At 66.8% G+C, this 26,005-nt stretch carries 27 protein-coding genes and 1 pseudogene; 15 read left to right on the forward strand and 13 right to left on the reverse strand.

From position 1 onward, the window contains the following. Nucleotides 1–132: 132 nt before the first annotated feature. Entirely contained in the window at nucleotides 133–348 is a 216-nt protein-coding gene (locus tag WS62_RS09570) for a hypothetical protein (RefSeq protein WP_082720833.1), read from the reverse strand. 198 nt (nucleotides 349–546) lie between these two features. Then, nucleotides 547–750 (reverse strand): cold-shock protein, encoded by a 204-nt coding sequence (locus tag WS62_RS09575; RefSeq protein ID WP_010109315.1) that lies wholly within the window; start codon nucleotides 748–750, stop codon nucleotides 547–549. A gap of 475 nt (nucleotides 751–1,225) precedes the next feature. Here WS62_RS09575 and WS62_RS36155 point away from each other — a divergent pair, with 475 nt between their 5' ends. Together WS62_RS36155 and rpsU are read left to right on the forward strand one after the other, a co-directional pair. Continuing rightward, nucleotides 1,226–1,375 carry a hypothetical protein gene (locus WS62_RS36155; protein ID WP_156440923.1) on the forward strand — a complete coding sequence of 50 codons (150 nt, stop codon included), beginning with the start codon at nucleotides 1,226–1,228 and terminating at the stop codon, nucleotides 1,373–1,375. 43 nt (nucleotides 1,376–1,418) lie between these two features. After that, nucleotides 1,419–1,631, forward strand: a complete 213-nt coding sequence (rpsU, locus tag WS62_RS09580; RefSeq protein WP_010109316.1) for a 30S ribosomal protein S21 — start codon at nucleotides 1,419–1,421, stop codon at nucleotides 1,629–1,631. 337 nt (nucleotides 1,632–1,968) lie between these two features. On the opposite strand, the gene WS62_RS36160 is transcribed toward rpsU, so the two are convergent. Then, nucleotides 1,969–2,337, reverse strand: coding sequence for a hypothetical protein (locus WS62_RS36160; RefSeq protein ID WP_156440924.1), 369 nt, complete (start codon nucleotides 2,335–2,337; stop codon nucleotides 1,969–1,971). Between the two features lie 273 nt (nucleotides 2,338–2,610). Between WS62_RS36160 and WS62_RS09585 the strand changes: the two genes are divergently transcribed. Next, complete coding sequence (locus tag WS62_RS09585; RefSeq protein WP_066570572.1) at nucleotides 2,611–2,793, forward strand: hypothetical protein; 183 nt, start codon at nucleotides 2,611–2,613, stop codon at nucleotides 2,791–2,793. A gap of 114 nt (nucleotides 2,794–2,907) precedes the next feature. After that, on the forward strand, nucleotides 2,908–3,144 hold the full coding sequence (locus WS62_RS09590) for a hypothetical protein (RefSeq protein WP_066570574.1): 237 nt from the start codon (nucleotides 2,908–2,910) through the stop codon (nucleotides 3,142–3,144). A gap of 68 nt (nucleotides 3,145–3,212) precedes the next feature. Here WS62_RS09590 and WS62_RS09595 read toward each other — a convergent pair whose 3' ends face one another. The 6 genes from WS62_RS09595 to WS62_RS09620 all read right to left on the reverse strand — a co-directional run bounded on the left by WS62_RS09595 (nucleotide 3,213) and on the right by WS62_RS09620 (nucleotide 10,384). Further along, nucleotides 3,213–3,671, reverse strand: a complete 459-nt coding sequence (locus tag WS62_RS09595) for a dihydroneopterin aldolase (protein WP_066570583.1) — start codon at nucleotides 3,669–3,671, stop codon at nucleotides 3,213–3,215. After that, nucleotides 3,671–4,306, reverse strand: a complete 636-nt coding sequence (locus WS62_RS09600; RefSeq protein WP_066570584.1) for a sarcosine oxidase subunit gamma — start codon at nucleotides 4,304–4,306, stop codon at nucleotides 3,671–3,673. The genes WS62_RS09595 and WS62_RS09600 overlap by 1 nt, the downstream gene beginning before the upstream one ends. Beyond that, nucleotides 4,296–7,304, reverse strand: a complete 3,009-nt coding sequence (locus WS62_RS09605; RefSeq protein WP_066570586.1) for a sarcosine oxidase subunit alpha family protein — start codon at nucleotides 7,302–7,304, stop codon at nucleotides 4,296–4,298. Before WS62_RS09605 ends, WS62_RS09600 begins: the two co-directional genes overlap by 11 nt. After that, complete coding sequence (locus tag WS62_RS09610; RefSeq protein WP_066570588.1) at nucleotides 7,301–7,609, reverse strand: sarcosine oxidase subunit delta; 309 nt, start codon at nucleotides 7,607–7,609, stop codon at nucleotides 7,301–7,303. Before WS62_RS09610 ends, WS62_RS09605 begins: the two co-directional genes overlap by 4 nt. Nucleotides 7,610–7,737: 128 nt before the next feature. Beyond that, nucleotides 7,738–8,982: a sarcosine oxidase subunit beta family protein gene (locus WS62_RS09615; RefSeq protein ID WP_066570590.1), complete on the reverse strand. Its 1,245-nt coding sequence runs from the start codon at nucleotides 8,980–8,982 to the stop codon at nucleotides 7,738–7,740. A 16-nt stretch (nucleotides 8,983–8,998) separates the two neighbouring features. Next, entirely contained in the window at nucleotides 8,999–10,384 is a 1,386-nt protein-coding gene (locus WS62_RS09620; protein ID WP_066570592.1) for an L-serine ammonia-lyase, read from the reverse strand. A 286-nt stretch (nucleotides 10,385–10,670) separates the two neighbouring features. On the opposite strand from WS62_RS09620, the gene WS62_RS09625 reads away from it, so the two are divergent. After that, nucleotides 10,671–11,858, forward strand: coding sequence for a GlxA family transcriptional regulator (locus tag WS62_RS09625; protein ID WP_066570594.1), 1,188 nt, complete (start codon nucleotides 10,671–10,673; stop codon nucleotides 11,856–11,858). 291 nt (nucleotides 11,859–12,149) lie between these two features. On the opposite strand, the gene WS62_RS09630 is transcribed toward WS62_RS09625, so the two are convergent. After that, nucleotides 12,150–12,854, reverse strand: coding sequence for a YceH family protein (locus WS62_RS09630; RefSeq protein WP_066570595.1), 705 nt, complete (start codon nucleotides 12,852–12,854; stop codon nucleotides 12,150–12,152). A gap of 373 nt (nucleotides 12,855–13,227) precedes the next feature. Between WS62_RS09630 and WS62_RS09635 the strand changes: the two genes are divergently transcribed. Both WS62_RS09635 and WS62_RS09640 read left to right on the forward strand, forming a co-directional pair. Continuing rightward, complete coding sequence (locus WS62_RS09635; RefSeq protein ID WP_082720830.1) at nucleotides 13,228–14,400, forward strand: hypothetical protein; 1,173 nt, start codon at nucleotides 13,228–13,230, stop codon at nucleotides 14,398–14,400. Nucleotides 14,401–14,934: 534 nt separating this feature from the next. Further along, nucleotides 14,935–15,132: a hypothetical protein gene (locus WS62_RS09640; RefSeq protein WP_156440925.1), complete on the forward strand. Its 198-nt coding sequence runs from the start codon at nucleotides 14,935–14,937 to the stop codon at nucleotides 15,130–15,132. A 38-nt stretch (nucleotides 15,133–15,170) separates the two neighbouring features. On the opposite strand, the gene WS62_RS09645 is transcribed toward WS62_RS09640, so the two are convergent. The 3 genes from WS62_RS09645 to WS62_RS09655 all read right to left on the reverse strand — a co-directional run bounded on the left by WS62_RS09645 (nucleotide 15,171) and on the right by WS62_RS09655 (nucleotide 17,397). Then, the gene (locus WS62_RS09645) at nucleotides 15,171–15,890 is read right to left on the reverse strand and encodes a glutathione S-transferase (protein WP_066570627.1); all 720 of its coding nucleotides are present in this window, start codon (nucleotides 15,888–15,890) and stop codon (nucleotides 15,171–15,173) included. 227 nt (nucleotides 15,891–16,117) lie between these two features. Continuing rightward, nucleotides 16,118–16,588, reverse strand: coding sequence for a cupin domain-containing protein (locus WS62_RS09650; protein WP_066570599.1), 471 nt, complete (start codon nucleotides 16,586–16,588; stop codon nucleotides 16,118–16,120). A 194-nt stretch (nucleotides 16,589–16,782) separates the two neighbouring features. After that, nucleotides 16,783–17,397, reverse strand: a complete 615-nt coding sequence (locus WS62_RS09655) for an HAD-IA family hydrolase (RefSeq protein ID WP_066570601.1) — start codon at nucleotides 17,395–17,397, stop codon at nucleotides 16,783–16,785. A 189-nt stretch (nucleotides 17,398–17,586) separates the two neighbouring features. Here WS62_RS09655 and WS62_RS09660 point away from each other — a divergent pair, with 189 nt between their 5' ends. The 8 genes and pseudogenes from WS62_RS09660 to WS62_RS09695 all read left to right on the forward strand — a co-directional run bounded on the left by WS62_RS09660 (nucleotide 17,587) and on the right by WS62_RS09695 (nucleotide 25,958). Next, nucleotides 17,587–18,291, forward strand: a complete 705-nt coding sequence (locus WS62_RS09660) for a FadR/GntR family transcriptional regulator (protein ID WP_066570628.1) — start codon at nucleotides 17,587–17,589, stop codon at nucleotides 18,289–18,291. A gap of 40 nt (nucleotides 18,292–18,331) precedes the next feature. Further along, nucleotides 18,332–19,252, forward strand: a complete 921-nt coding sequence (gene ltnD / locus WS62_RS09665) for an L-threonate dehydrogenase (protein WP_331460070.1) — start codon at nucleotides 18,332–18,334, stop codon at nucleotides 19,250–19,252. A gap of 22 nt (nucleotides 19,253–19,274) precedes the next feature. Then, nucleotides 19,275–20,618: a 3-oxo-tetronate kinase gene (gene otnK / locus WS62_RS09670; protein WP_066570608.1), complete on the forward strand. Its 1,344-nt coding sequence runs from the start codon at nucleotides 19,275–19,277 to the stop codon at nucleotides 20,616–20,618. Further along, a complete protein-coding gene (gene otnC, locus WS62_RS09675) occupies nucleotides 20,615–21,256 on the forward strand; it encodes a 3-oxo-tetronate 4-phosphate decarboxylase (RefSeq protein WP_066570610.1) in 642 nt (213 codons plus the stop codon). Before otnK ends, otnC begins: the two co-directional genes overlap by 4 nt. A 102-nt stretch (nucleotides 21,257–21,358) precedes the next feature. After that, nucleotides 21,359–22,681 (forward strand): annotated as a pseudogene (locus WS62_RS09680) (MFS transporter). A gap of 80 nt (nucleotides 22,682–22,761) precedes the next feature. After that, a complete protein-coding gene (gene otnI, locus WS62_RS09685; RefSeq protein ID WP_066570612.1) occupies nucleotides 22,762–23,538 on the forward strand; it encodes a 2-oxo-tetronate isomerase in 777 nt (258 codons plus the stop codon). 27 nt (nucleotides 23,539–23,565) lie between these two features. After that, entirely contained in the window at nucleotides 23,566–24,537 is a 972-nt protein-coding gene (denD, locus tag WS62_RS09690) for a D-erythronate dehydrogenase (RefSeq protein ID WP_066570629.1), read from the forward strand. Between the two features lie 728 nt (nucleotides 24,538–25,265). Further along, on the forward strand, nucleotides 25,266–25,958 hold the full coding sequence (locus WS62_RS09695) for an aspartyl/asparaginyl beta-hydroxylase domain-containing protein (RefSeq protein WP_066570614.1): 693 nt from the start codon (nucleotides 25,266–25,268) through the stop codon (nucleotides 25,956–25,958). Nucleotides 25,959–26,005 lie beyond the last annotated feature (47 nt).

A 26,005-nucleotide genomic window follows, 5' to 3' on the forward strand; every position in this document is an offset into this window, starting at 1 on the left:
CGACGCATCGTGAATCGACGCGGATCGCGCAAGTCGATGTGCGTCGCCAGGCAACATCGCGATGCAAACCGTATCGCATTCCGCCGGTCCGCTCGCCCGCGCGTCGCGCACTCTTGCGCGACGCGTCAGCATTCAGCCCCGCGTATCGATCCAGTTGCGCGCCCAGCGGCTCGAGTAACGAACCGCTTCTTCCTCGGTGGAAAAATAGTCGAGCGCATAGAAGCGATAAAGCGTCTCGTCAGCGTGTGCCTGCGATTTTTCGAGCAACAGGTTGGATGAAAAATAGCCGTCGGACAGACGGTGCGCGAAAGATTGAACCGCGTAACCGCGGTAAGTCATGGAAGTCATTTGCATTTGTAATTTTCGTAGTCGAACGCGAATTCCGCCGATCTCTGGCGGTACGATTTCGTTCGCGGAGAAGTGCGCACGCAGGCAAGTGAGCGAGCGTCGCCTTGAGAGGGGAGATCGATGCGCGACCGGCTTCGTGAAATCCGGCCCATAGGCCCGATGCGCGTTTGCGGCATCGGGCGTATAAAGCGTTACAGCTTACAGCGCCTTGATGTTGGCTGCCTGAAGGCCCTTCGGGCCTCGCTTCGTCTCGAAGCTCACCTTCTGGTTCTCGGCCAGCGTCTTGAACCCTTCGCCCCTGATTTCGGAGAAGTGCGCGAACAGGTCGTCGCCCCCCGAATCCGGCGAAATGAAGCCAAAACCCTTGCTGTCGTTGAACCACTTGACGGTACCGGTATCCATAAGAATCCCTAAAAAAAGTTGATACGTCCCTGCCCCACTGCAGGTATGGGGAAGCATCAAGGAGGGAGAGGACAACGAATTCCGCGCGAGTGGCGGCAAAGTGATGAACAGCAATCGGACTTCTTGAGGGCTTCTGCCGCGACAATACGCGGTACGATGCACTCGGTCAAGCCATTTCTGAAAATAATCGGAACGCGCGCTTTCGATGCATCCCCGCGCCGCCCGCTAACGCGCGGCGCTCGCGTCGAGCGCGTCGAGCGCATCAAGGCATCGCCGCGCGATTCGGCCCGTCGCCAAAAATGAATCGTGCGTCACGTTGATTCACGTGTATAGTGGCACCGTCGTATCTTCGGGCTTCCGTGCTCCAGATACGCCACACCTGACTGCATCGCGTGCGTTCGGCTTCGATGCCATCGCGCGCCCGCGGTCGCCGCGTCGCTCCGCGACGCGTGCCAATGCACACGCTGCACTCGACATGCAGCAGCCCGTGTCGGCCGACATCGCCGCCACGCTGCGTTCCACGCGTCAACCAGCCGACGACTTCGCCGACGGAAGGAAGCAAGCGCATCCGTCGTTGCCCCTCCCCAAGGCCTACGCGCTACCGGCGAGCCGCGAATGCGCGTGATCGCGCCGACGTCCCATCGCCCAGGCCCCAACCAAGGACCAATTTGACCACGATCATCCTCAATCCCAACGAACCGGTAGAAGTCGCCCTGCGGCGCTTCCGTCGCACGATCGAAAGAACCGGCCTGATCAAGGAGCTTCGCGCGCGGACGAGCTATGAAAAGCCCACCACCGAGCGCAAGCGGAAGAAGGCTTCCGCCGTCGCGAGATTGCGCAAGCAAATTCGCCGATCGATGCCGCCGAAAAAGATGTATTGAACATCGGCGTCCGGGCCAGGCCGGCGCGGGCGCGCCGCCAGGCGCGTCACGTTCGAAGTGCGTCCATTTCGCGCGCGGGCCGGGCTACCGACGTCGCCGCGACGCCATCTCGCAACGGCCTCGGACCCTGGCGATATCGTTCGCATACCTGCGATCGCGTCACGCCACTCATGCGCTGTTCGATGCGACGGTCCGACCGTCTCCCGATCGCCGCTGGCGACACCTCGCCATTGCCGCAACAGACGAGCGGCGCGAGATGACTTCCGCCACGCTCCGCACGCGCTCAGATGCTCAGATGGTCGATGAGCAAACTGCCGACCGCTCATCGCCCCACCGGTCATGCACGACGGCGCGCATCGCATGCCGCATTCGACGTGCGCGCCCAATGCGCCTCCACCATCTGCAATGCTCGACGCGCACACGTGTCGGCGCCGCTGCCTCGATTTCCGCCAAGACCACGCGCTGGCGCCACATTGGTCATTAGCCGCGCTCGCGCCATCCCGCGGCACAACCGCGTGAATGCCGCCAGTCCCGAGCGGCGCCACTCATCATGCGCCCCCGCATTCCGACGATGCCATCCGGTGGTCAGTCGAATCCGCTCGCACGAGCGGCAATTCGAGGAGATCGCGCCCGGATCGGGCACGAACAGGACCGCGCGCGACGGTTGCAAATAATTGGTCGACATTTCCGCCAGAGAGCGGATCATGGTTGAATCGTATAGGGCGCGCACCCACACCCTGCGCATCATGACTGCTTCGGCGCGGCAATCCGAATTTGCCCAAGCGGCACCGACACCGCGCTCACCCGATCCAAGCCTTCGAGCTGACCGATGAGTCCCCCCTTTACGATCGACGGCGATGCGTAGCGCATCAGCCGCAGACGACGTTGCGTTCACGCCCAGCCGCTCGAACGACCGACTCAAAGAGGGCCGAGCGATGTCTCGGCAGTTGTGATGAATTGAGATGACGTACTGAATCTGGTGTACCAGAATGAAATCGGTCAAGCCGACAGCAAGCGCCTGGACGATACCGACATCAATCTGGCATGCAACCAGCGCGAATTTCTGATGTTCGCTGCGCTGCGCGAGCTATTGCGTGCGAACGGGTACTCGGAATTCGAGGCGGACGAGATGGCGAGCGATGTGATGTGCCAACTCAGATGAGCGCATGCGCGTTCCCCGAAACCCACGGCTCGCGCGCCATGTGCCGACGCGATCGACGCCGCGCTCGAAACCGCTTTCGGGATCGAGGCCAATTGAAAACCACGCCGCGCCCGGGTGGCGATCCTGAGCCGGATCGCCACCCGGGCGCCTCCGACAAACGCCGACCACCCGACCGCCATCATGAAGAATCGACTCGATAAAACGTTCGAACGCACGCCCAGCCGCTTCGAAACGTCGCAACACGATCGTTTGCGCACGCTGAAACTTGCAGACGAAGCACGCGCGCTGCAACGGGACAAAGAGTATCGCCTGATCGATCCGTCGGCGGATAAATGGCGCTACAAGCCGTGAGCCGCGCGTTCCTTCAAACGGAATATCCGTCGGATGCCTGAAGAAATTCCGGCTTGCGAGACGATGCGTCAAGCCGCCCGCACGCCGTGGTGTCGCGCGACCGTGTCGCCCCACGTCAGATAATCCACCCTCGTCCAATCCAGCTCGACGCCCACCCGCTTCGTTCCCGGCCGAATCTTCGGCTTGTGCGCGGCGATCGTCAGCGTCTCCAGCGCCGGCCATTCCCGAAACGACAGCACCGCAATCTCCGCGACAAGGGTTTCCAGCAACCTCGTATGCGGCTTCGCCGCGAGGTACGCCGCGATTGTCGCGCAGTATCCGTCGTAATCGATCCAACCGCCTTCCTCGCTAGGCTCGCATCGGTAGCCGAGCCGCGCATCGATCACGATCGGCTGCGGCGCGTCATGCTCGTGCGGATGAATGCCGATGCGCGCCGGCACCTCCAGTCCGTCGACGAAAATGCTCCAGCCGCGCCCGCTCAGGCGCGCCGCATCGAGCGAGACGAACGGTTCGTCGACGGGCTTCATCAGACGAGCGGCGCCGCCGCGTCGAGCATGATGCGGCTGAAGTAATCGGCGAAGCTGCGGCGCACGACGATGTCGAACGTATCGCCGCCCATCGGCACGAGCGCGATCGACGCCTTGAAGTAATGGCTCTGCGCGCACTGTCCGACGCCGAACATACGCGGATGCAGATCGAGCGGGCAGCCGCGCGCGAGCACGTCGCGCGCGCGTTCGCCGCTCACTTCGACGACCGTGTAGCCGCTGCCGACGTCGACGGCCGCCGCATACATCCCCTGCACCGCCTCCGCGAGCTTCGCTTGGAGCGCGCCCGCCGCGACCGCGCCGTTCGAGCGCACGAGCCATTCGTCGGGGCCGAGCCACAGCACGTCGCAGTCCGCGCTGCGCGCGACCGTGTTCGGCTTCACGGGAGGCCGGCAGCCGACCGCCTGCTCGAATGCGCGCACGAACGCGGGATCGTTCGGCTCGCCGCGCACGTTCACGAGATCGAGGAACGGCCGCTCGCGAAACCGGAATTTCTTCGATGCGCGCGCGTCGTGCGCCTTCAACGCGTCGCCCGCGCCGACGAGTGGCGATTCGAGCCGTGCGCCGTCCTGTGCGTGCGCCGCCACCGAGGCTTCATTTCTCGTTTCATTCCACATGCTGACGTACCCCTTCGGTGTCGTAGAAAACCGGGCTCGAAATCGTCGCGACCACGCGCCGGCCGTTTGCGAGCGAGATCGCGACGCGCTCGCCCATCCGGGACAATCCGCCCTTCACGACCGCGAGTGCGATCGAGCGCTTCAGGATCGGGCTGTAATAGCTCGATGTCACGTGGCCGAGCATCGCGGTCGTGCCGTCCGTGCGCGCGGCCGCATCGGCCTCGACGATCTGGCCGCCTTCTGGCAGCACGTATTGCGCGTCTTCGGTCAGCAAGCCGACGAACTGCTTGCGCCCGCTCTTCGCGGTATCGGAGCGCGTGAGCGACCGGCGGCCTAGGAAGTCCTTCGACTTCGCGACGAGCCCGCCCATCCCGAGATCGAACGGCGTGATCGATCCGTCGGTATCCTGACCGACGATGATGTAGCCCTTCTCCGCGCGCAGCACGTGCATCGTCTCGGTGCCGTACGGCGTGATGGCGAACTCCGCGCCCGCTTCCATCAGCGCCTCCCATACCGCGCGGCCCGCGTTCGCCGGCACGTTCACTTCATACGCGAGTTCGCCCGAGAAGCTGATCCGCATTACGCGCGCCTTCACGCCGGCGACCGTTCCGTCGCGATAGCTCATGAACGGGAACGCGTCGTTCGCGAAGTCGATGTCCTTGCATACCTTCTGCACGACCTTGCGGCTCTTCGGGCCGACCACCGCGAACGTCGCCCAGTGATCGGTGACGGACGCAAGGCGCACCTTCATGTCGGGCCACTCGGTCTGCAGCCAGCGCTCGAGCCACGTCAGCACGCGCGCGGCGCCGCCCGTCGTCGTCGTCATCATGAAGTGCTGGTCGCCGAGGCGCACGGTCACACCGTCGTCGAACACCATCCCGTTCTCGTCGAGCATCAGCCCGTAGCGGCATTTGCCGACTTCGAGCTTGTTCCACGGATTCGTGTAGACCCAGTTCAGCAGCTTCACCGCATCCGGGCCCTGGATGTCGATCTTGCCGAGCGTCGATGCATCGAGCATGCCGACGCCGCTTCGCACCGCGAGGCACTCGCGCGCAACAGCCGCGTGCAGGTCCTCGCCCTTCTTCGGGAAATACCACGGCCGCTTCCAGTTGCCGACGTCCTCGAACATCGCGCCGTGCTCGACGTGCCATTCGTGGACGCAGGTCTTGCGGACCGGATCGAGAAAGTCGCCGAGCTCGCGGCCCGCGAACGCGCCGAACGATACGGGCGTGTAGTTCGGGCGGAACGTCGTCGTGCCCGTCTCGGGGATCGACTTGCCGAGCGCCTGCGCGAGGATCGCCATCCCGTTGATGTTGCCGAGCTTGCCCTGGTCGGTGCCGAACCCCATCGCCGTATAGCGCTTCACGTGCTCGACCGACTCGAAGCCCTCGCGCGCGGCAAGCAGGATGTCGGCCGCGCCGACGTCGTTCTGGAAATCGACGAACTGCTTCGGACCGCGAACCGCCGCGTCGGCGCCGCTCGCGAGCCACAACGGCAGCAGCGCGTCCTCGACCGCCTCGGCGACCTTCGGCACCGGCGGCCGTTCGGCCGCGTGGCCCGACGACTTCGCTGCGGCGACGCCCGCGTCGACGGCGAGCCGCAGCGCGCGCGACAGGTCGAACTCGCCCGCCGCCGCGCCGACGCTCGCTTCCGGCTGTACCGGCTTGCCCGGCACGAAACACACCTTGTCGTCGTTCCAGTGCGCCTTGCCGCCCGATTGCGCGAACAGGTGCAGCACCGGGCTGAAGCCGCCCGACATCGCGACGAGATCGCACGGCAGCGTCGCGATCTTGCCGCCTGCCTTGCCGTTTGCATACGACGCGACGTCGACCGATGCGACGCGCAGCTTGCCCGTCGCGGCCGACACGACCGCGCCGCTCATCACCGCGATGCCGTTGCGCTTCGCGACCGCGGGCAGCGCGCCGCGCGTCGACGCGCGCGCGTCGACGACCGTCACCTTTGCGCCGCATGCCTTCAGATCGAGCGCGCATTGATAGCCGCGATCGTTGTTCGTCGCGACGACCGCGACGCGCCCCGGCAGCACGCCATAGCGATGGACATAGGTCGACACGGCCGACGCGGTCATCACGCCGGGCAGGTCGTTGTTGCCGAAAACGAGCGGACGCTCGTGCGCGCCCGTCGCGAGGATCACGCGCTTCGCGCGGACCTTCCACATCAGCTCGCGCGTACCCTTGCGCATCGACACCGGCAGATGATCGGTCAGCCGCTGCACGACGGTCACGAGGTTGTGATCCTGATAGCCGAACGCGGTGCTGCGCGTGAGGATCTTCACGTCGGGCAGCTTCGCGAGCTCGGCTTCGATCTTCTCGACCCATTGCAGCGCGGGCTTGCCGTCGATCTCCGCGCGGCACGCGAGCAGGCTGCCGCCGAGCTCGCGCTGATCGTCGACGAGGATCACGCGCGCGCCGTTCACGGCCGCCGCATGCGCGGCCGCGAGCCCCGTCGGGCCGCCGCCGACGACGAGCACGTCGCAGTGCGCGTAGCACTTGTCGTAGCGGTCGGCGTCGAGCGTGTCGGGCGCCTTGCCGAGGCCTGCCGCGTCACGAATCTTCTCTTCGTATGTCGGCCACATCTTGCGCGGCCACATGAACGTCTTGTAGTAGAAGCCCGCGGGCAGAAAGCGCGAGAACTTCTGCATGACCGCCATCCGGTCGTGCTCGAGCGACGGCTGCGCGTTCACGCTCGTCGCGATGAGTCCCTGATACAGCTCGATCTCCGTCGCGCGCGCGTTCGGCACCGTGTACGCGCCGGTTTCGAGCTGCACGACGGCGTTCGGCTCGTCGACGCTCGCCGTCACGATCCCGCGCGGCCGGTGATACTTGAAGCTGCGCGCGACGAAGTGCACGCCGTTCGCGAGCAGCGCCGACGCCAGCGTGTCGCCCTGGAAGCCCTGATACGTGCGGCCGTTGAACGTGAAGGTCAGCGGCTGTGCGCGGTTGATGCGCCCGCCTGCGCCGAGTCGGTCTTTCTGGCTCATTTGCTCGTGTCCTCTGCTGCGGTGGCGGCCGGCTTGCCGTCGGCGGCACCGCCGAACGTGCCGTAGCCCTGGATTTCGTAAGTGACGGTATCGCGCTGCGCCATGAACCAGCGGCGGCAGCCCTGCGTGTGCAGCCATTGCTCGCGATGCGCGCCGCGCGGGTTCTTGCGCATGAACAGGTAATCGCCCCATTCGCGGTCGGACAGCGTGTCCGTATCGAGCGGGCGCGCGATGTCGGCTTCGCCGCCGCAGCTGAATTCGGATTCGGCGCGCGGACCGCACCATGGACATTCGATCAGCAACATGTTTCGTTCTCCTCTGTCGACCAGAGTTAGCGCTTTAGCGCTTACTCTGGTCCCATGCCTTGCGGTCGACCAGAGTTAGCGCTTTAGCGCTTACTCGGGTCCATGCACGTCAGTGCGCGGTGGTTCGGTCAGTGCGCGACGGCGGCCGCGCCGTGCTCGTCGATCAGGTGACCGCTGTAGAAGCGATCGAGCGCGAACGGTGCGTTCAGCGGATGCGGCTCGTCGCGCGCGATCGTGTGCGCGAACACCCAGCCCGAGCCCGGCGTCGCCTTGAAACCGCCCGTGCCCCAGCCGCAGTTGAAATACAGGCCCTTCACGTCGGTCTTGCTGATGATCGGGCACGCGTCCGGCGACACGTCGACGATCCCGCCCCACTGGCGGTTCATCCGCACGCGCGAGAACACCGGGAACATCTCGACGATCGCCTCGAGCGTGCCTTCGATGATCTGGAAGCTGCCGCGCTGGCCGAAGCCCGTGTACTGATCGATGCCCGCGCCGATCACGAGGTCGCCCTTGTCGGACTGGCTGATGTACGCGTGCACCGCGTTCGACATCACGACCGTGTTGACAACGGGCTTGATCGGCTCCGACACGAGCGCCTGCAGCGGGTGGCTTTCGAGCGGCAGCCGCACGCCCGCCATGTCGGCAAGCGTCGTCGTGTTGCCCGCGGCGACGACAGCGACCTTCTTCGCCTTGATGAAGCCCTTCACCGTGTCGACGCCGACCACCGCGCCGCCTTCGCGGCGAATGCCCGTCACTTGGCAGTTCTGGACGATGTCGACGCCCGCGCGGTCCGCGCCGCGCGCGAAGCCCCAGGCCACCGCATCGTGGCGCGCGACGCCGCCGCGCCGCTGGATCGACGCGCCCAGCACCGGATAGCGGCTGTTCAGGTTGATCGTCGGCTCGATCTCCTTGATCTGCGCGGGCGTCAAGAACTCGGCGTCGACGCCGTTCAGGCGGTTCGCGTTCACGCGCCGCTCGGTGTCGCGCACGTCCTGCAGCGTATGCGCAAGGTTCATCACGCCGCGCTGGCTGAACATCACGTTGTAGTTCAGGTCCTGCGACAGGCCCTCCCACAGCTTCATCGCCTTTTCGTAGAGCGCGGCGGATTCGTCCCACAGGTAATTCGAGCGGACGATCGTCGTGTTGCGCGCGGTGTTGCCGCCGCCGATCCAGCCCTTCTCGAGCACCGCGACGTTCGTCACGCCGTGCTCCTTCGCGAGGTAATACGCGGTGGCGAGGCCGTGCCCGCCGCCGCCGACGATCACGACGTCGTACTCGCGCTTCGGCTCCGGGCTCTTCCACTGCTTTTCCCAGTTCTCGTGATACGACAGGCCGTTGCGGAACAGGCTGAATATCGAGTAGCGGCTCATGTTGATGGACCCTTCGTTAGCATTCGATAACGTTCACGGCGAGTCCGCCGCGCGACGTTTCCTTATATTTCGTCTTCATGTCAGCGCCCGTCTCGCGCATCGTCTTGATGACGGAATCGAGCGACACGTAGTGCTGGCCGTCGCCCTTCAACGCGATCCGCGACGCGTTGAGCGCCTTGATCGCGCCCATCGCGTTGCGCTCGATGCACGGGATCTGCACGAGGCCGCCGACGGGATCGCACGTCATCCCGAGGTTGTGCTCCATGCCGATCTCGGCTGCGTTCTCGACCTGGCCGGGCGTGCCGCCCATCACCGCCGCGAGCGCGGCCGCGGCCATCGAGCACGCGACGCCGACCTCGCCCTGACAGCCGACTTCCGCGCCGGAGATCGACGCGGTTTCCTTGTAGATGATCCCGATCGCGGCGGCCGTCAGCAGGAAATCGACGATCCCCTGCTCGTTCGAGCCGGGCACGAACTTCACGTAGTAATGGAGGATGGCCGGAATCACGCCCGCCGCGCCGTTCGTCGGCGCGGTGACGACGCGCCCGCCCGCCGCGTTCTCCTCGTTGACCGCCATCGCGTACAGGTTCACCCAGTCGAGCATCGACAGCGGATCGCGCAGCGACTCCTCCGAGCGGTTACGCAACCGCGCATTGAGCTCGGCCGCGCGGCGCTTCACGCGCATCGGGCCCGGCAGCTCGCCGTCGACCTTGCAGCCGCGCTCGACGCAGGCGGCCATCGTCCGCCAGATCGCGAGCAGGCCCGCGCGCACCTCTTCGGCCGGGCGCAGCGCGCATTCGTTGCGCAACGTGAGCTCGGCGATCGACAGGCCGCTGTCGCGGCACGCGCGCATCAGGTCGTCGCCGGTGCGGAACGGATGCGGCACCTCGGCCGCCGCGCGCACGCCGTTCACGCGATCGCCGTCGCGATTGACGACGAAGCCGCCGCCGACCGAGTAATACTCTTTCTCGACGAGCAACTGGCCGTGCTCGTCGAACGCCTGGAAGCGCATCCCGTTCGGATGGACGATGCTCGTGCCGCCCATCAGCTTCCGGTAGAAGCCGAGATCGTCCTTCTCGTCGAAGCGGATGCCGCGCTTGCCGAGCACCGAAAGCGACTTCTCGGCGCGGATCGCCTTCAGCCGGGGTTCGATCAGGTCCGGATCGATCAGATCCGGCAGATGGCCTTCGAGACCGAGCAACACCGCCTTGTCGGTGCCGTGGCCCTTGCCCGTCGCGCCGAGCGAGCCGTACAGCTCGACCCGCACGCGGCGCACGAAGCCGAGCAGGTTCGCATCCTCGACGTGCGACGCGAACCGGCACGCGGCGATCATCGGCCCCACCGTGTGCGAGCTCGACGGCCCGATGCCGATCTTGAACAGATCGAAAACGCTGACGTTCATCTGGCTGCCCTTGCGTAGCGAAGCTTGGTTGACATTGGACGTCAGTACATCAAAGCGTAAAATCCGCCGATAGAACAAAAACGGCATCGGCGTGGGACGCCGCCGCCAACCGCCGTGCGCGACGGGCGCTCCATGCGTTTCGGCGATGGTTCGCGGCGAAAAAACACAAGTCCCGCACGGCCCGATCGGCGACGCTCGCAGTACAGACTGCGCGGCGTCCGGCCTTCGGGCGCCCCGCAGACTGGAGACACGCCGGGCTGGGCCCGGCCAACCGACGATTGCAGCCATGACCGCCGACGTACCCGCTTCCCCCCTCGCCGCCGATTCCTCGCAGCCGCGCCTGCGCTTCGGAATCGTGCTGCTGCCGAACTTCACGCTGACCGCGTTCTCGGGGTTCGTCGACATGCTGCGGCTGTCCGCCGACGACGGCGACTACAGCAAGCCGGTGCGCTGCTCGTGGACCGTGATCGGCGACACGCTCGCGCCCGTGCGCGCGAGTTGCGGAATCCAGGTGACGCCGTGGCAGACGTTCGACGACGCCGACGACGCCGACGCGTTCGACTACGTCGTCGTCGTGGGCGGGCTGCTGCATTCGGGGCCGCAAGCGGGGCCGGAGACGCTGCAGTTCGTCCGCCGCGCGGCGGCGGCGGGCGCGAACCTCGTCGGGATCTGCACGGGCGCGTTCGCACTGATGCGCGCGGGCGTACTCGACGGGCACCGCGTCTGCGTCAGCTGGTTCCATTATTGGGATTTCATCGAGCGCTTCCCGAGCGTCGATCCGGATCTGCTGATCGCCGATCGCCTGTTCGTGATCGACCGGCGGCGGATCACCTGCTCGGGCGGGCGCGCGTCGATCGACGTCGCCGCCGCGATCCTGTTGCGCCACTTCGATCACGCGACCGTGCAGAAGGCGCTGCGGATCCTGCTCGTCGGCGAGATGCAGAAAGGCAACGCGCCGCAGCCGCATCCGCCCGGCCTGGAGCCGGCGACGCATCCGAAGGTCAAGCGCGCGATTCTGCTGATGGAACAGCACGTCGGGCGCGCGCTGCCGCTCGACGTGCTCGCGTGCAAGCTCGATCTGTCGACGCGGCAGCTCGAGCGGCTCTTCAAGGCGGAAACGGGCAAGAGCCCGCAGGCGTTCGCGAAGCAGGTGCGGCTGCGCACCGCCGCGTGGCTGCTGACAAGCTCGGACCGGACCGTCGCCGACATCGCGTCGAGCTGCGGGTTCGCCGACGCGTCGCACCTCGGGCGCGAATTCCGCAAGCAGTTCGGCGCGCCGCCCGCGGCATACCGGGAGAAAGGCGGCGCGGACGGCGACGGGGACGCGTCGGCGATGGCGTGCGCGCTCGACAATGCGGATGCGGACGTCGATGCGGGTACGGATGCGGGTACGGATTCGGATTCGGATTCGGATTCGGGTGCGGGTGCGGGTGCGGGTGCGGATGCGCGTCGGGACGGCGTGGGCGCCGCCTGAGCGCGCAGCGGTCAGCGGCGCCGTCGTGCGGCGCCGAGCGCCCGGCAAGCGCCGCCGTGCGCAGGCGCGTCAGTTCTCCGCACGCCGCTCAATGCGCGTCGACGAACGCCCTGAACCACGCATCCCGAATTTCCAGCATGTCGAAGAACCCGAGCGCACGCAGCGACGGCAGCGCGTCGAGACATTCAGGCTCGCCGGCCGTCTCACCGCCGGGCCCCGGCGAGACGGATCATCGCGCGCGGCGGCCCTCGCGGCGGCTCTTGCGGCGGCCCTCGCCGCGGCCTTCGGCGCTTACGACTCGCGCGTGAACTTGTCGGCGTCGATGCCCAGTTCGGCGGCCATGTGCTCGACGAACGCCCTGAGACGGGCCAGCTCCGCCGCCAATTGCTTCTGCTCGGCTTTCAGCGCTTCGAACTCCGACGGCGGAACCGCATCGTCGTGAGCGCCGCACTCAGGCACCTCATCCGGAATCACGTCGCCGCACAACAGATGCATCCACCGGCTTTCCCGCTCGCCCGGCGCGCGGTGCAGCTTCACCACGAGCCGCGGCGTGCGCGCGGCGAGTTCGTCCAGGAACGCCTCGACCGACGAGATGTCGGCGAAGCCGTGCAAGCGCGCGCTGTTCAGGCGCAGCTCCGCGCCCGTCTGCGGGCCGCGCAACAGCAGCATCGTCAGCAACGCGGCCGCCTGGCTCGGAATGCCGAGCACGCGATTCATGTTGTGCTCGAAGCGCGGCACGCGGCTGCTGCTTCCTTCCGACGCGAGGCTGAGTCGCTTCAAGCCGTCGATGGCCGTGAGCACCTCGGCTTCCGTGACGTTCATCACAGGCGATCGAGCGGTTTTCTGGTTGCATCCGGCCGCCAATGCATTGAGCGACAACGGATACGTGTCCGGAACCGTGTGCTGCTTCTCGATCAATACGCCGAGCACGCGCGCCTCGAGGGGTGTCAGCGCGCGAATGGCCGGGCGTTGGAAAGCGTCGGGAGTGGAGTTCATAGGTGACGTCGCTACGTGCTGCTCGTGTGTTGGAATCGGTTCGCGGACCCGCCGGGAAATTCGGCGGACGAATCAAATGATAGCCGGGCTCGGCGCTTCAGGTAATACCGCCTGCGCGGTCGACGCAAGCGGGCGGCGCCCATCGGCGAACGCGTCAACCGGATGCGCGGCTTCGCCGGCCGCGAAGCATCGGCGCAGCGACGGCACGCACGCATCGATTTGCACATCGGGATGGAATAAGGAGGAGGCGCTGTTCGTTTACGCCGAGCGACCATGCGCGCGGCGTTTCGCCGCGGGCAGTCGTTGCTCCCGTCAATTGCGCTGTCAGGCAATCGGGCTGATCTCTCCACGTCTCGAAAAATGGAGTCACGCCATGAAAGCTCTGCGTCATGTTTCCTCCCCCGACCCGCCCTCCCGCATCGCAGGCCCGCCGACGTTCGCGCGCGCGTACCGCGCCGTCGCACGCGGCCTGCGCAACGCCGCATGCGGGGCCGGCATCGTCGCGCTCTCGTCCGCTCTCGCTTGGGCGGGCGGCAACGAAACGATTCTCCCGCCGTCTTCGATGACGACATCGACAGTCCCCGCGAACGGCGACGTCAATCCATACGGCATCGCCTTCGTGCCGAGCGGCGTGCCGTCGTGGAGCACGCTGAAGCCGGGCGACGTCGTCGTCTCGAACTTCAACAACAAATCGAATCTGCAAGGCACCGGCACGACGATCGTGAAGCTCGTTCCCAACGCCGATCCGGTGACCTTCTTCCAGGGCAGCAACCTGGGCCTCACCACCGCGCTCGCGGTGGTGAGGAGCGGCTTCGTGCTCGTCGGCAACCTGCCGACGACGGACGGCTCGACGATCGCGTCAACCGGCTCGCTCCTCGTCATCAATCCGCAAGGCAGGCTCATCAAGGCGCTGACGAATCCCACGCTGCTGGACGGGCCGTGGGATCTCGCGGTGATCGACCGGGGGCAACGGATCACCGCGTTCGTGTCGAACGTGCTGAACGGCACGGTGACGCGGCTCGACATGACGATCGGCGACAACGGCGTCATGGTGATGCCGAGCTCGCTCGTCATCGCGTCGGGCTATCTGCATCGAACCGATCCCGCGGCGCTCGTCGTCGGCCCGACGGGCTTGGCATACGATTCGACCCGCGACGTGCTGTACATCGCGTCGACGGGCGACAACGCGGTGTTCGCGATTCACGGCGCCGCGTCGACGACGCGCAACGACGGCGTCGGACGGATGATCTATTTCGACAACGTGCATTTGCACGGACCGCTCGCGCTGGCGCTCGCGCCGAACGGTCATCTGGTCGTATCGAACGGCGATGCCGTCAATCCCGATCCGAATCAACCGAGCGAAATCGTCGAGTTCACGCCGGAGGGACGATTCATCGCACAGATGCAGGTCGATTCGGTGCCGGGGGCTGCGTTCGGTCTCGCGTTCGGAATGAGCAGCAGCGGGCAGCCGCAGTTCGCGGCGGTCGACGACAACACGAATACGGCAACCGTCTGGACGTTGCGCAGCAAAGACAATGGCAACTGAAGGTCCGGTCGCAGCGGGCCGCCGATCGCGAGGTTTCGTGTCGGCGGCTCGGACATGCGTCACGCACGTGCGCATCGATCGCCGACGTCGCAAACGATCACGGCCGGCAGCCGCGCGACAGCCGGGCCGCCATTCATCGTTGAATCGCGCGAACTGCTTCCGTGAACCGCAGATCCATGCCGTGGATGCCGGCGATTCGGCAAGGCGCGGAAAAGCGCATCATCGATATCGCCGGCAGCAACCCGACAGCGACCGGCCACTCAATACGAACGCTGCTTTCTGCCCTAGCGCCCTGCTTCTTCGGTAACGATCCGGAGATTCTCGTGCATCGTGACGACGGCGTCGTCGGCGCGATTGCGCGAGTACCGAACGCGTACGTGGACCTTGCGAGCGCTCACGAGCACCACCCGCTTTTCGTGATGGCGGCTTCGTCCAACCCGTGTGCGCCGCGAGGTCGCCGAAAAAGCGCTCCGGCAAGCTGCCGGGCTGCTCCCAGATGACGAGCGGTTCGTCCGACAGAATGACGCGCGGGACATGCAGCTGCGCGTCCATGCCGCGCAGATCGCGCCAATTGAACGCCAACTGAACGCCACGATGAATGCGTTGATGCACGCGATTGCGTGTCGTGCCATCGCGACCGAATCGGCGGCATCGGATCGCGGGAGAAACAGCGATGCGGGATTCGTCATGGCGCGCGCCGGCGAGTCGGGAATGGGCCGATTATCAACGTAGGAAGCGTGCCGACCGAGGCGCTGCCTTTTCGGCATCGCTCATCGATCCAGTTCGGCGTAGTGCCGGAATATCCCTTCTTCGTTGAACGGAATGCGCCGATCGGACGCCAGATAGCGCGCGATCGGCGGATGCTCCGCCACCCTGCGGTGCAGCTCGATCAGCCCGGCGTGCTTTCGTTCGATGCGGGCCATCGCGTTCGGGAACGCGTAGCGCAGGCCCTCGATCAACTGGAATATCGACAGATCCGCGTAGGTCAGATCGCTGCCGGCCATGTAACCGCTCTTGTGCGGGTTGTGGGCGAGCACCTTGCCGAAATAGCCGACGAACTTGGGCAGGCGATGCTCGATGAAATCCTCCGCCCGCATCGCCGCTGCCGCCTTCTGATCCTCGTAATACAGGCCGCTCGCGATCGGATGATGGGTGTCGTGGATCTCGACGACGAAATCGGACACCGTCAACTGCAACTGGTGCACCCACAGCCGCCCGGCCTCGTCCCGCGGCGCGAGGCGATGCCGTGCGCCGAGGAACAACAGGATGTTGGCGGTCTGTCCGACGATCTGGTCGCCGGCCTTGAGAAACGGCGGTGCAAACGGCAGGCATTCAGCCGATGTGCTCTCCATCAGGCGCATCATCGCCGACACACCTCGCGACGATTCGCGCGCCACATCCACGTATTCGGCTTCGGCCGCTTCGAGCGCCAGCCGCACGAATTCGCCGCGGCCCTGGATTTCTGGCCAGTAGTAAAGCTCGTAGCGCATGCTGCCCTCCATGAGGCATTCATCCATTTACTTACGCGTGGGATCGGCACCGGGATTCGCCCCGAAAGCGGCATCCCGCTCGCCTTGAACACGGAAATTCTGACACCCCCGCAGTCATATGTTCGAGAAACCGGAAAGCAATCATTCGTCACTCATGCGGCAAAGGCACACGAACACCCGTCAAGTCCGAAAACCAGCCCATTGCCGCGCGACGCCCTCCTGACATTTCACACCGCCCCGCCACCCTCCAACTCGACATACCCCTCCACTTCCCCCGCCACAAAAAGCCGCTTCCCGACCCGCGGATAATCACAGACGTCATGCTCCAACCGCTGCCCGGCGGCGATGAACACAAGCGGCACGTCCCCCGAATTCTTCAGCACATGCGCGGGCCCGCATCGTGCAAATCCCAGAAAATCCCCCGGCCCGACCGGATACACCCGTTCATCGATCGTCGCCTCCCCATATCCGGACAAGACGTACACGCACTCCTCTTCGTAAAGATGCCGGTGATACTCGGACGATTCATGCCCCGGCATGATCGTGATGATGAGAAACCCGAACTGCGTGATTCCGGTCTTGTCGCTCAATGGCTTCTTCAAACGGACCGCGTTTTCGTTCAGCGAATGAACTGAGCGCATCGCATCCATTGCATCGATATCGGCTGCTTTCAGCAATTCCGGAGGGTTGTTCGACATGATTTATCTCGCTCGAATGGGGATAAGATTGATCTGAATGAAACAATCGCGCTCGACAAGCCGCGCCATAAAACGCAAACCAACGCAAGCCGACGCAAGCCGACGCAACTCAACACAGTTCAACGCAGTACAAGCACACGCACAAACGCCGCCCAGGGCCACGCAAGTACGCGCGCCCGCCGACCACCGCACATCTAAACCAGCCGCCGCTTCTCCAGCTCTTCCGCCAGCGCATCCGTACTCACGAACTTGCATCCCAGCAGCCCCGCGTTCACCGCGCCTTCGACGTTCACATCGGCGTCATCGATGAAGAGCGTCTCGTCCGCCGACGCACCGAGCCACCCGACACATCCCAGATAAGCCCGCGCATCCGGCTTCGCCGCGCCGAACGTCGCCGACGGATAGACGTCCGCCCCGAAGACCCGCGCGACAGAAGGATTCAGATAATCGATGTAATCGGTGACGAGCCGGCAGTTGTTCGTCAGCACCGCAATCCGGCTGCGTTGCGCGACCCGCTCGGCAAGCGCGATCGCATCCAGGTTCGGCGTGATCGATGCCCTGCGCGCGATCAGCCAATCGTCGCGGCTCACCGGCGCGCCAAGCAGTTCGCCCAGTTCGGTCAAATATTGGTCGACGCCGATGAGCCCCGCGTCGGCGCGCGCCTCGAGGCCCGAGCCCCAGATCGCGTGGCGCACTGCGTCGGGCGGGCGGCCCGTCAGGTCGGCAAGGCGCACGGTGCGCGCGGCGCGATCGTAGATCGACAGCACGCCCTCCATATCGAACAGGACCAGCTTGATCGGCTGCGTCATGCGGTCGGCCTCCCGTAGAGCGCCCGGAAGCGCCGATCCGCCTGCGGGCGGCGGGTTCCGGACGGCGGAAAGTCTCTATTCTGCTAGCCCGGTGCCATTTCGCCAAAACCCGCTTCCCGAGGGTTATCCCGAATGCCCACCCAACATCAAAGTTGTATGATGACCACATAACCTTACAAAATGAGCGCCATGTTCGAGAAAATCCCGACCCGGGCGATGAGCGACACGGTCGCCCAGCAGCTTCTGAAGCAGATCGAGATCGGCAGCTTTGCCGGCACCGGCAAGCTGCCGACCGAAGCCGTGCTCGCGCAGGAGTTCGGCGTGAGCCGCACTGTGATCCGCGAGGCGATCTCGCGTCTCAAGAACGAAGGCGTCGTCGAGCCGCGTCAGGGCAGCGGCGTCTACATCGCGCAGCACGCGGCGATCCGGCCGCTGCGGATCGATTACGCGGAGGCTGTCGAAGCGACTTCGCTGCCGCATCTGCTCGCGGTGCGCCGCGCGATCGAGGCCGAAGTCGCTGCCGAAGCCGCGCTCTGGCGCACGGACGAGGACATGGAAGACATCGACGCCGCGCTCGCGAAGATCGACGACGCGGTTGCCGAAGGCCGCGACGGCGTCGCGGAGGATGTCGCGTTCCATCGGACGATCGCGAGCGTCACGGGCAATCCGTACTTCCTGAAGACCCTCAGTTTCCTGAACCAGTACCTCGAGGCGGGCGTCACGGTCACGCGCCGCAACGAGGCGACCCGCGAGGACTTCTCGCGGCAGGTGCGCGAGGAGCACGCGGCGATCGCCGACGCGATCCGCGCGCGCGATCCGTCGGCTGCCGGCAACGCGGCCCGCGCGCACATGTACAACGCGGCCCGCCGTCTCGCGGAAGCCGGCATTTGCTGATCCGCGATCCGCGAACGGCCGCACGCCGCGCGCGGATCGCATCCCGAACGAATCGAGAAGAAGGTTGACCATGTCACGGAATGTTGGAGTCATCGGACTGGGCGCAATGGGCCTGGGCGTCGCCCGTTCGCTGTTGCACGCGGGCTTTCGCGTGCATGCGTGCGACGTGCGCGAGACCGTGCTCGCCGCGTTCGCCGCCGAAGGCGGCGCGCGCTGCGCGACGCCCGCCGAGCTCGGCGCGCGGTGCGACGTCGTGATCACGCTCGTCGTCAACGCCGAGCAAACGGATGCGGTGCTGTTCGGCGAGCATGGCGCTGTGACCGCGATGAAGCCCGGCAGCGTCGTGATCTCGAGCGCGACGGTCGCGCCGGAGTTCGCGGTGCAGCTCGGCGCGCGGCTCGCGGCGGCCGGCGTGCTGATGCTCGACGCGCCCGTGTCGGGCGGCGCGGCGCGCGCGGCGTCGGGCGGCATGACGATGATGACGTCGGGCCCCGCCGCCGCGTACGAAGCGTGCGACGACGTGCTCGCCGCGATCGCGGGCAAGGTCTACAGGCTCGGCGACGCGCACGGCGCGGGCTCGAAGGTGAAGATCATCAATCAGTTGCTCGCGGGCGTGCACATCGCGGCGGCGGCCGAGGCGATGGCGCTCGGCCTGCGCGAAGGCGTCGATCCCGACGCGCTCTACGACGTGATCACGCACAGCGCCGGCAACTCATGGATGTTCGAGAACCGCGTGCCGCACATCCTGAACGGCGACTACACGCCGCTGTCGGCGGTCGACATCTTCGTGAAGGATCTCGGCCTCGTGCTCGACACGGCGCGCCGCAGCAAATTCCCGCTGCCGCTTTCCGCGGCCGCGCACCAGATGTTCATGAGCGCGTCGAGCGCGGGTCATGGCGGCGAGGACGACTCGGCCGTCATCAAGACCTTCCCCGGCATCACGCTGCCGGCGCGCCCCTGATTCTCCGGAGGTTTCTGTCGCCATGAACACCGATCAAGTCTCTCGCCCCCTGCTCGGCTGCATCGCCGACGATTTCACCGGCGCGACCGATCTCGCGAACATGCTCGTCAAGAGCGGCATGCGCACCGTGCAGACAATCGGCGTGCCGGCTGCCGGCGCGTCGGTCGAAGCCGATGCGATCGTCGTCGCGCTGAAGTCGCGCACGATCCCCGCCGCCGACGCGGTCGCGCAATCGCTCGCCGCGCTCGAATGGCTGCGCGCGCAGGGCTGCCGCCAGTTCTTCTTCAAATACTGCTCGACGTTCGATTCGACCGGCGCGGGCAACATCGGCCCCGTCGCCGATGCGCTGCTCGACGCGCTCGGCGGCGAAGACGCGTTCACGATCGCGTGCCCCGCGTTCCCCGAGAACGGCCGCACCGTCTATCGCGGCCACCTGTTCGTCGGCGATGCGCTGCTGAACGAATCGGGCATGGAGAACCATCCGCTCACGCCGATGAAGGATGCGAACCTTGTACACGTGCTGCAGCGGCAAACGCCGTCGAAGGTCGGCCTGATCCGCTACGACGTGATCGCGCTCGGCACGTCCGCCGTGCGCGAGACGATCGACACGCTGCGCCGCGAAGGCGTGCGGTTTGCGATCGCCGACGCGCTGACCGACCACGATCTGTACGTGCTCGGCGAAGCGTGCGCGGACCTGCCGCTGATCACGGGCGGCTCGGGCGTCGCGCTCGGCCTGCCGTCGAACTTCCGGCTCGGCGAATTGCTGCCCGAGCGCGGCGACGCGGCCGCGCTGCCGAAGATTGACGGCGCGTCGGCGGTGCTCGCCGGCAGCGCGTCGAAGGCGACCAACGCGCAAGTCGCCGCGTGGCGCGTCGAGCGCCCCGCGTTCCGGATCGATCCGCTCGCGGCCGCGCGCGGCGAGCCCGTCGTCGAGCAGGCGCTCGCGTTCGCACGCGCGCATCTGCCGCAGCCGGTGCTGATCTATGCGACCGCCACGCCCGACGAGGTGAAGCTGGTGCAGCAGGCGCTCGGCGTCGAGGCCGCCGGCCATCTCGTCGAAACGACGCTCGCCGCGATCGCGCGCGGGCTGCGCGCACTCGGCGTGCGCAAGTTCGTCGTCGCGGGCGGCGAGACGTCGGGCGCGGTCGTGCAGGCGCTCGACGTGAAATTGCTGCGGATCGGCGAGCAGATCGACCCCGGCGTGCCCGCGACCGCGACGACCGAAGGAAGTCCCTGTGGGACGACCGAAGGAAGTCCCCGTGGGACGCTCGACGCCGAGCCGCTCGGCCTCGCGCTGAAGTCGGGCAATTTCGGCGCGACCGATTTCTTCGAGAAGGCATTGCGCACGCTGGAGGGCGCCGCATGAGCCCCGCCGAAGCGACACTGCGCGAACAGATCTGCGAGATCGGCGCGAGCCTCCATGCGCGCGGCCACGCGCTCGGCAGCGCGGGCAACATCAGCGCGAAGCTCGACGACGGCTGGCTCATCACGCCGACCGACGCGTGCCTCGGCCGGCTCGACCCGGCCAGCATCGCGAAGGTCGACCTGAACGGCAACGCCGTGTCCGGCGGCAAGCCGTCGAAGACGCTCGCGCTGCATCGCGGCATCTACGCGCGCAACGCCGACGCGCGCGGGATCGTCCACACGCATTCGACGCACCTCGTCGCGCTCACGCTCGCGGGCGTCTGGAGCGAAGCCGACGTGCTGCCGCCGATCACGCCGTACTACGTGATGAAGGTCGGCCACATTCCGCTCATCCGCTATCGCCGTCCGGGCGATCCCGCCGTCGCCGCCGAGGTCGCGGCGCTCGCCGATCGCGTGCGCGGCGTGCTGCTCGAACGGCTCGGCCCGGTCGTCTGGGGCCCGTCGGTCGCGCACGCGTCGTACGCGCTCGAAGAGCTCGAGGAGACCGCGCGCCTGTGGCTGATGACGCATCCCAAACCCGAGCCGCTCGACGACGCCGCGCTGAAGGAGTTGCGCGATGCGTTCGGCGCGCGCTGGTAACGCAATCCCGCCCGCCGTGTGCGCGGGCCAACCCGCCAGCACACGACGAAACGCACCGGCCGCGCGCGCGGCCGGCGTCGATAACTCATGGAGACACCGGAAATGATTCCCAGCCCAGCAGCCGCGGCCCGGCCGATCGACACGGCCGGACAGGCCGAGCTCGACCTGACCTACAAGAAAGTGTTCTGGCGCATCGTGCCGTTCCTGATGCTTTGCTACGTGGTCGCGTATCTCGACCGCGTCAACGTCGGGTTCGCGAAGCTGCAGATGTCGCAGGATCTCGCGTTCAGCGAAACCGTGTTCGGCCTCGGCGCGGGGATCTTCTTCCTCGGCTACTTCCTGTTCGAGCTGCCGAGCAACATGCTGATGCACCGGATCGGCGCGCGCATCTGGATCGCGCGGATCATGATCACGTGGGGCCTGCTGTCCGCGCTCTTCGCGTTCGTGAAAACGCCGACGCAGTTCTACGTGCTGCGCTTTTTGCTCGGCCTCGCGGAAGCCGGCTTCTATCCGGGCGTGATCCTGTATCTCACGTACTGGTTCCCGACGCACCGCCGCGCGAAGATCATCGCGGTGTTCATGTCGGCGATTCCGGTATCGGGCATCTTCGGCAATCCGCTGTCCGGCTGGATCATGGAGCGGTTCCACGGCGGCGTCGGGTTCCACGGCTGGCAATGGATGTTCGTGATCGAGGCGGTGCCCGCGATCGCGATCGGCATCGCGACGATCCTCTATCTCGACAACAGCATCCGCAGCGCGAAATGGCTGACCGAGCGCGAGAAGAAGCTGCTGACCGACGAGATCGAAGCGCAGCCGCACGAGCGCGACAAGCACGCGCATTCGCTCAAGACGGTGCTGCGCGATCCGCGGATGTGGTGGATGTCGCTGATCTACTTCACGTTCGTCACCGGCCAGTACGGGCTCACGTTCTGGATGCCGACGCTCGTCAAGTCGACGGGCATCACCGACACGCTGCAGATCGGCCTCCTGAGCGCGATCCCGTTCGCGGTGGCCATCGTCGTGATGAACCTGTTCGGCCACAGCGCCGACAAGCGCCGCGAGCGCCGCTGGCATCTGATCGTGCCCGCGCTGATGGGCACCGTCGGCTTCGCGGTCGCCGCGTCGTACTCGCACAACACCGCCGTGTCGATCCTGTTCCTGTCGATCGCCGCCGGCGGCGTGCTGACCTGCGCCCCGCTCTTCTGGTCGCTGCCGACCGCGTTCCTCGCGGGCAGCGGCGCCGCGGCCGGCATCGCGATCATCAATTCGATCGGCAACCTCGCCGGCTTCGCGAGCCCCTATCTGATCGGCTATCTGAAGGACGCGACGAGCAGCACCGCATCGGGCATGTAGGTGCTCGCCGCGATGCTCGTGATCGGCTCGATCGCCGTGTGGCTCACGCCGGCGAAACTCGTCAACCGATAATCGATCGTCGGCGGGGCGGCGCACGCGTTGCGATGCGCCGCCCCGCCGCCCACTCAACCTCCGGACCTGGAACCGACGCCATGCCACGCTTCGCCGCCAACCTCACGATGATGTACAACGAGCACGCGTTCCTCGACCGCTTCGCCGCCGCGGCACGCGACGGCTTCAAGGCGGTCGAGTACCTGTTCCCGTACGATTTCCCCGCCGCCGAGCTGAAAGCGCGCCTCGACGCGCACGGCCTCGTGCAGGCGCTCTTCAACGCGCCGCCCGGCGACTGGGCGGCGGGCGAGCGCGGGATCGCGTCGCTGCCGGGCCGCGAGGACGCGTTCAGGCGCGCGATCGACACCGCGCTCGACTACGCGCGCGTGATCGGCAACGACAAGATCCACGTGATGGCGGGCCTGATCGCGCCGACGCAGGATCGCGCGAAGCATCGCGACACGTACCTGCGCAACCTCGCGCACGCAGCCGACGCGGCGCGCGCGGAGAACGTCACGATCGTCATCGAGCCGATCAATCCGCGCGACATGCCGGGCTTCTTCCTGAACCGCCAGGGCGACGCGCAGGCGATCTGCCGCGAGGTCGGCGCGCCGAACCTGAAGGTTCAGTTCGACTGCTATCACTGCCAGATCGTCGAAGGCGATCTGGCGACGAAGCTCGAGCGCGACATCGCGGGCATCGGCCACATCCAGATCGCCGGCGTGCCGGAGCGCCACGAGCCGGACATCGGCGAGATCAACTATCCGTATCTGTTCGAGCTGATCGACGCGCTCGGCTACGACGGCTGGATCGGCTGCGAGTATCGGCCGAGGGCCGGCACGTCCGAGGGCCTCGGCTGGCTCGCGCCCTACCTGTAATCCCGCATGCTCACGAGGCACACTTCGATGAAAGTTCTGATCACTGGCGGCGCCGGCTTCCTCGGCCAGCGTCTCGCGAAACAGCTGCTTGCGCGCGGCGAACTGGCCGGCCCGAACGGCGCGCCGGAACGGATCGACGAGCTCGTGCTGCTCGACGTCGTCAAGGGCAACGACTTCGGCGATCCGCGCGTGACGACGATCGTCGGCGACATCGCCGAACGCGTCGTGCTCGACAGCGCGATCGACGCGCACACGCACGCGGTCTTCCATCTCGCCGCGATCGTCAGCGGCCAGGCGGAAGCCGACTTCGATCTCGGGATGCGGATCAATCTCGACGCATCGCGCCTGCTGCTCGACGTGTGCCGCGCGCGCGGACACCGGCCGCGCGTCGTGTTCACGAGCTCGGTCGCGGTCTACGGCGGCGCGCTGCCCGACGTCGTGCAGGACGACACCGCGCTCGATCCGCAGTCGTCGTATGGCGCGCAGAAGGCGATCGCCGAGCGGCTGCTGTCCGACTACGCGCGGCGCGGCTTCGTCGACGGCCGCGTGCTGCGGCTGCCGACGATCAGCGTGCGGCCGGGCCGGCCGAACGCGGCGGCTTCGTCGTTCGCGAGCGGGATCATCCGCGAGCCGCTGAACGGCGAGGAAGCCGTGTGCCCGGTGCCGGGCGACACGCGGCTGTGGCTGCTGTCGCCGCGCCGCGCGATCGAGGCGCTGATCGCCGGCTGCGAGCTGGACGGCGCGACGCTCGGCAACCGGCGCGTGATCAATTTGCCGGGGATCTCGGTGACGGTCGACGAAATGATCGATGCGCTGCGCGAAGTCGCCGGCGCCGATGCGGTGAAGCGGATCCGCCGCGCCGAGGACGAGCGCGTCGTCAAGATCGTCGGAAGCTGGCCGGGACGGTGGGACACGTCGCGCGCCGAGGCGCTCGGCCTGAAGGGCGATGCGAGTTTCGTCGACGTGATCCGCGGCTACATCGACGACGATCGGCGTTGAGTCCTGCTGCGCCCGTCCGAGCGGCGCCGTGGACGGGCGTATCGAATCGGTTCCAATCGCTCGCCCTCGTCCGGCATGCGCGATGCGGCGGCGGGCATGCGGCGGCGGGCGGACGGACGCTCGCGCGCGGCACGCCGATGACGCTCGCCGATAACGCTTTCCGTGTCGCGCACGACCCGTCGGCACCGGCGCTTTCGCAATCAGCCCGCCGACACCTTGCTCGGCCCGCCCCTCACCGCCGCGCTCGCATCCGGCCCGCTTGACTTGTCCCGAACCGAACCGGCCAGGATCGACGCGCGGCGCTCCCCGCCTTTACGCGACGCTGCATTACGCCGCGCCGCGCCGCGCTGCGTTGCGTTGCGTTGCGCCGCGCCTGTGCCCGCGCCCGCGCCTACGCCTACGCCTACGCCCGTGCCCGTGCCCGTGCCTGCGCCTGCGCCTGCGCCCGCGCCCGCGAGCTTACGTTTCGCCCATCGCTCGCTTCCATGCGGCAAACGCACACACGATGCACGCGCCCGGCGTCACGCTTCGAAGGCCGACGCGACAGCGGCGCATGGCCCACCCGCCGCGCCGCGTCAAGCCCCGCGCCTGCGACACCGCCGGCATCCGCGCAGCAAGCCGCGTTTCGGACTATCGTTATAAGAATCCGGTCCTTGATTTCGCGCCGGTGTGCCACCGGACGACTGGACGAGCCGCGCCCGACGCGCCGGCTCGACGAACGCTTGCATATGGCTGCCCTCTACGATTTCAGCGCGCGCAAGCTGCGCAACCTCTACGATCGACGGCTCCGCTGCGGCGCGGTGCTGGATACGGCCGCGCTATTCCCGGACGCCGCGCGCTTCACGCCTGCGTGGCACGCGATCCGCGACGAGGCGCTCGCGGTGGCGCGCGACCTGAGCCGGATTCCGCGCTTCCACGAGATCATGCGCGAGCAGGCGGCGATCTCCGCGAACGACGCGCGCGACTGGCGGATGTTCATCATGCAGGCATACGGCGTGCGCTTCCCGCAGAACCTGGGGCGCTGCCCGACGCTCGCGTCGATCGTCGCGGCGTCGCCCGACGTGCTGTCCGCAGCGTTCTCGTTTCTTGCGCCGGGCAAGCACATCCCGCCGCATCGCGGTCCGTTTCGCGGCATCCTGCGCGGCTATCTGGTGCTGTCGATGCCGACGCGCGCGGACGGCACGCCCGCCGCCGTCCTGAAGATCGACGGCCGCGACTTCCGGCTCCACGACGGCCAGTTCCTGCTATGGGACGACACGTTCGAGCACGAGGTCTGGAACGAGAGCGACGCAGTGCGGATCGTGCTGCTGCTCGACATCCGCCGCCGCGATCTGCCGCCCGCGCTCGCGCTGCTGTCGGGCGCGCTGATCCGGCTGGTGCGCGTCGCGATCAGGCTGCGCGGCGGCGCGATTCCGGTCTAGCTCGCGCGCGCGCCGTGACGAATGCGCGCCGCTCACTGCCCGCGCCC

This window comes from Burkholderia sp. ABCPW 14, from assembly GCF_001523835.1.
GTDB classification, from domain to species: Bacteria; Pseudomonadota; Gammaproteobacteria; order Burkholderiales; family Burkholderiaceae; genus Burkholderia; species Burkholderia mayonis.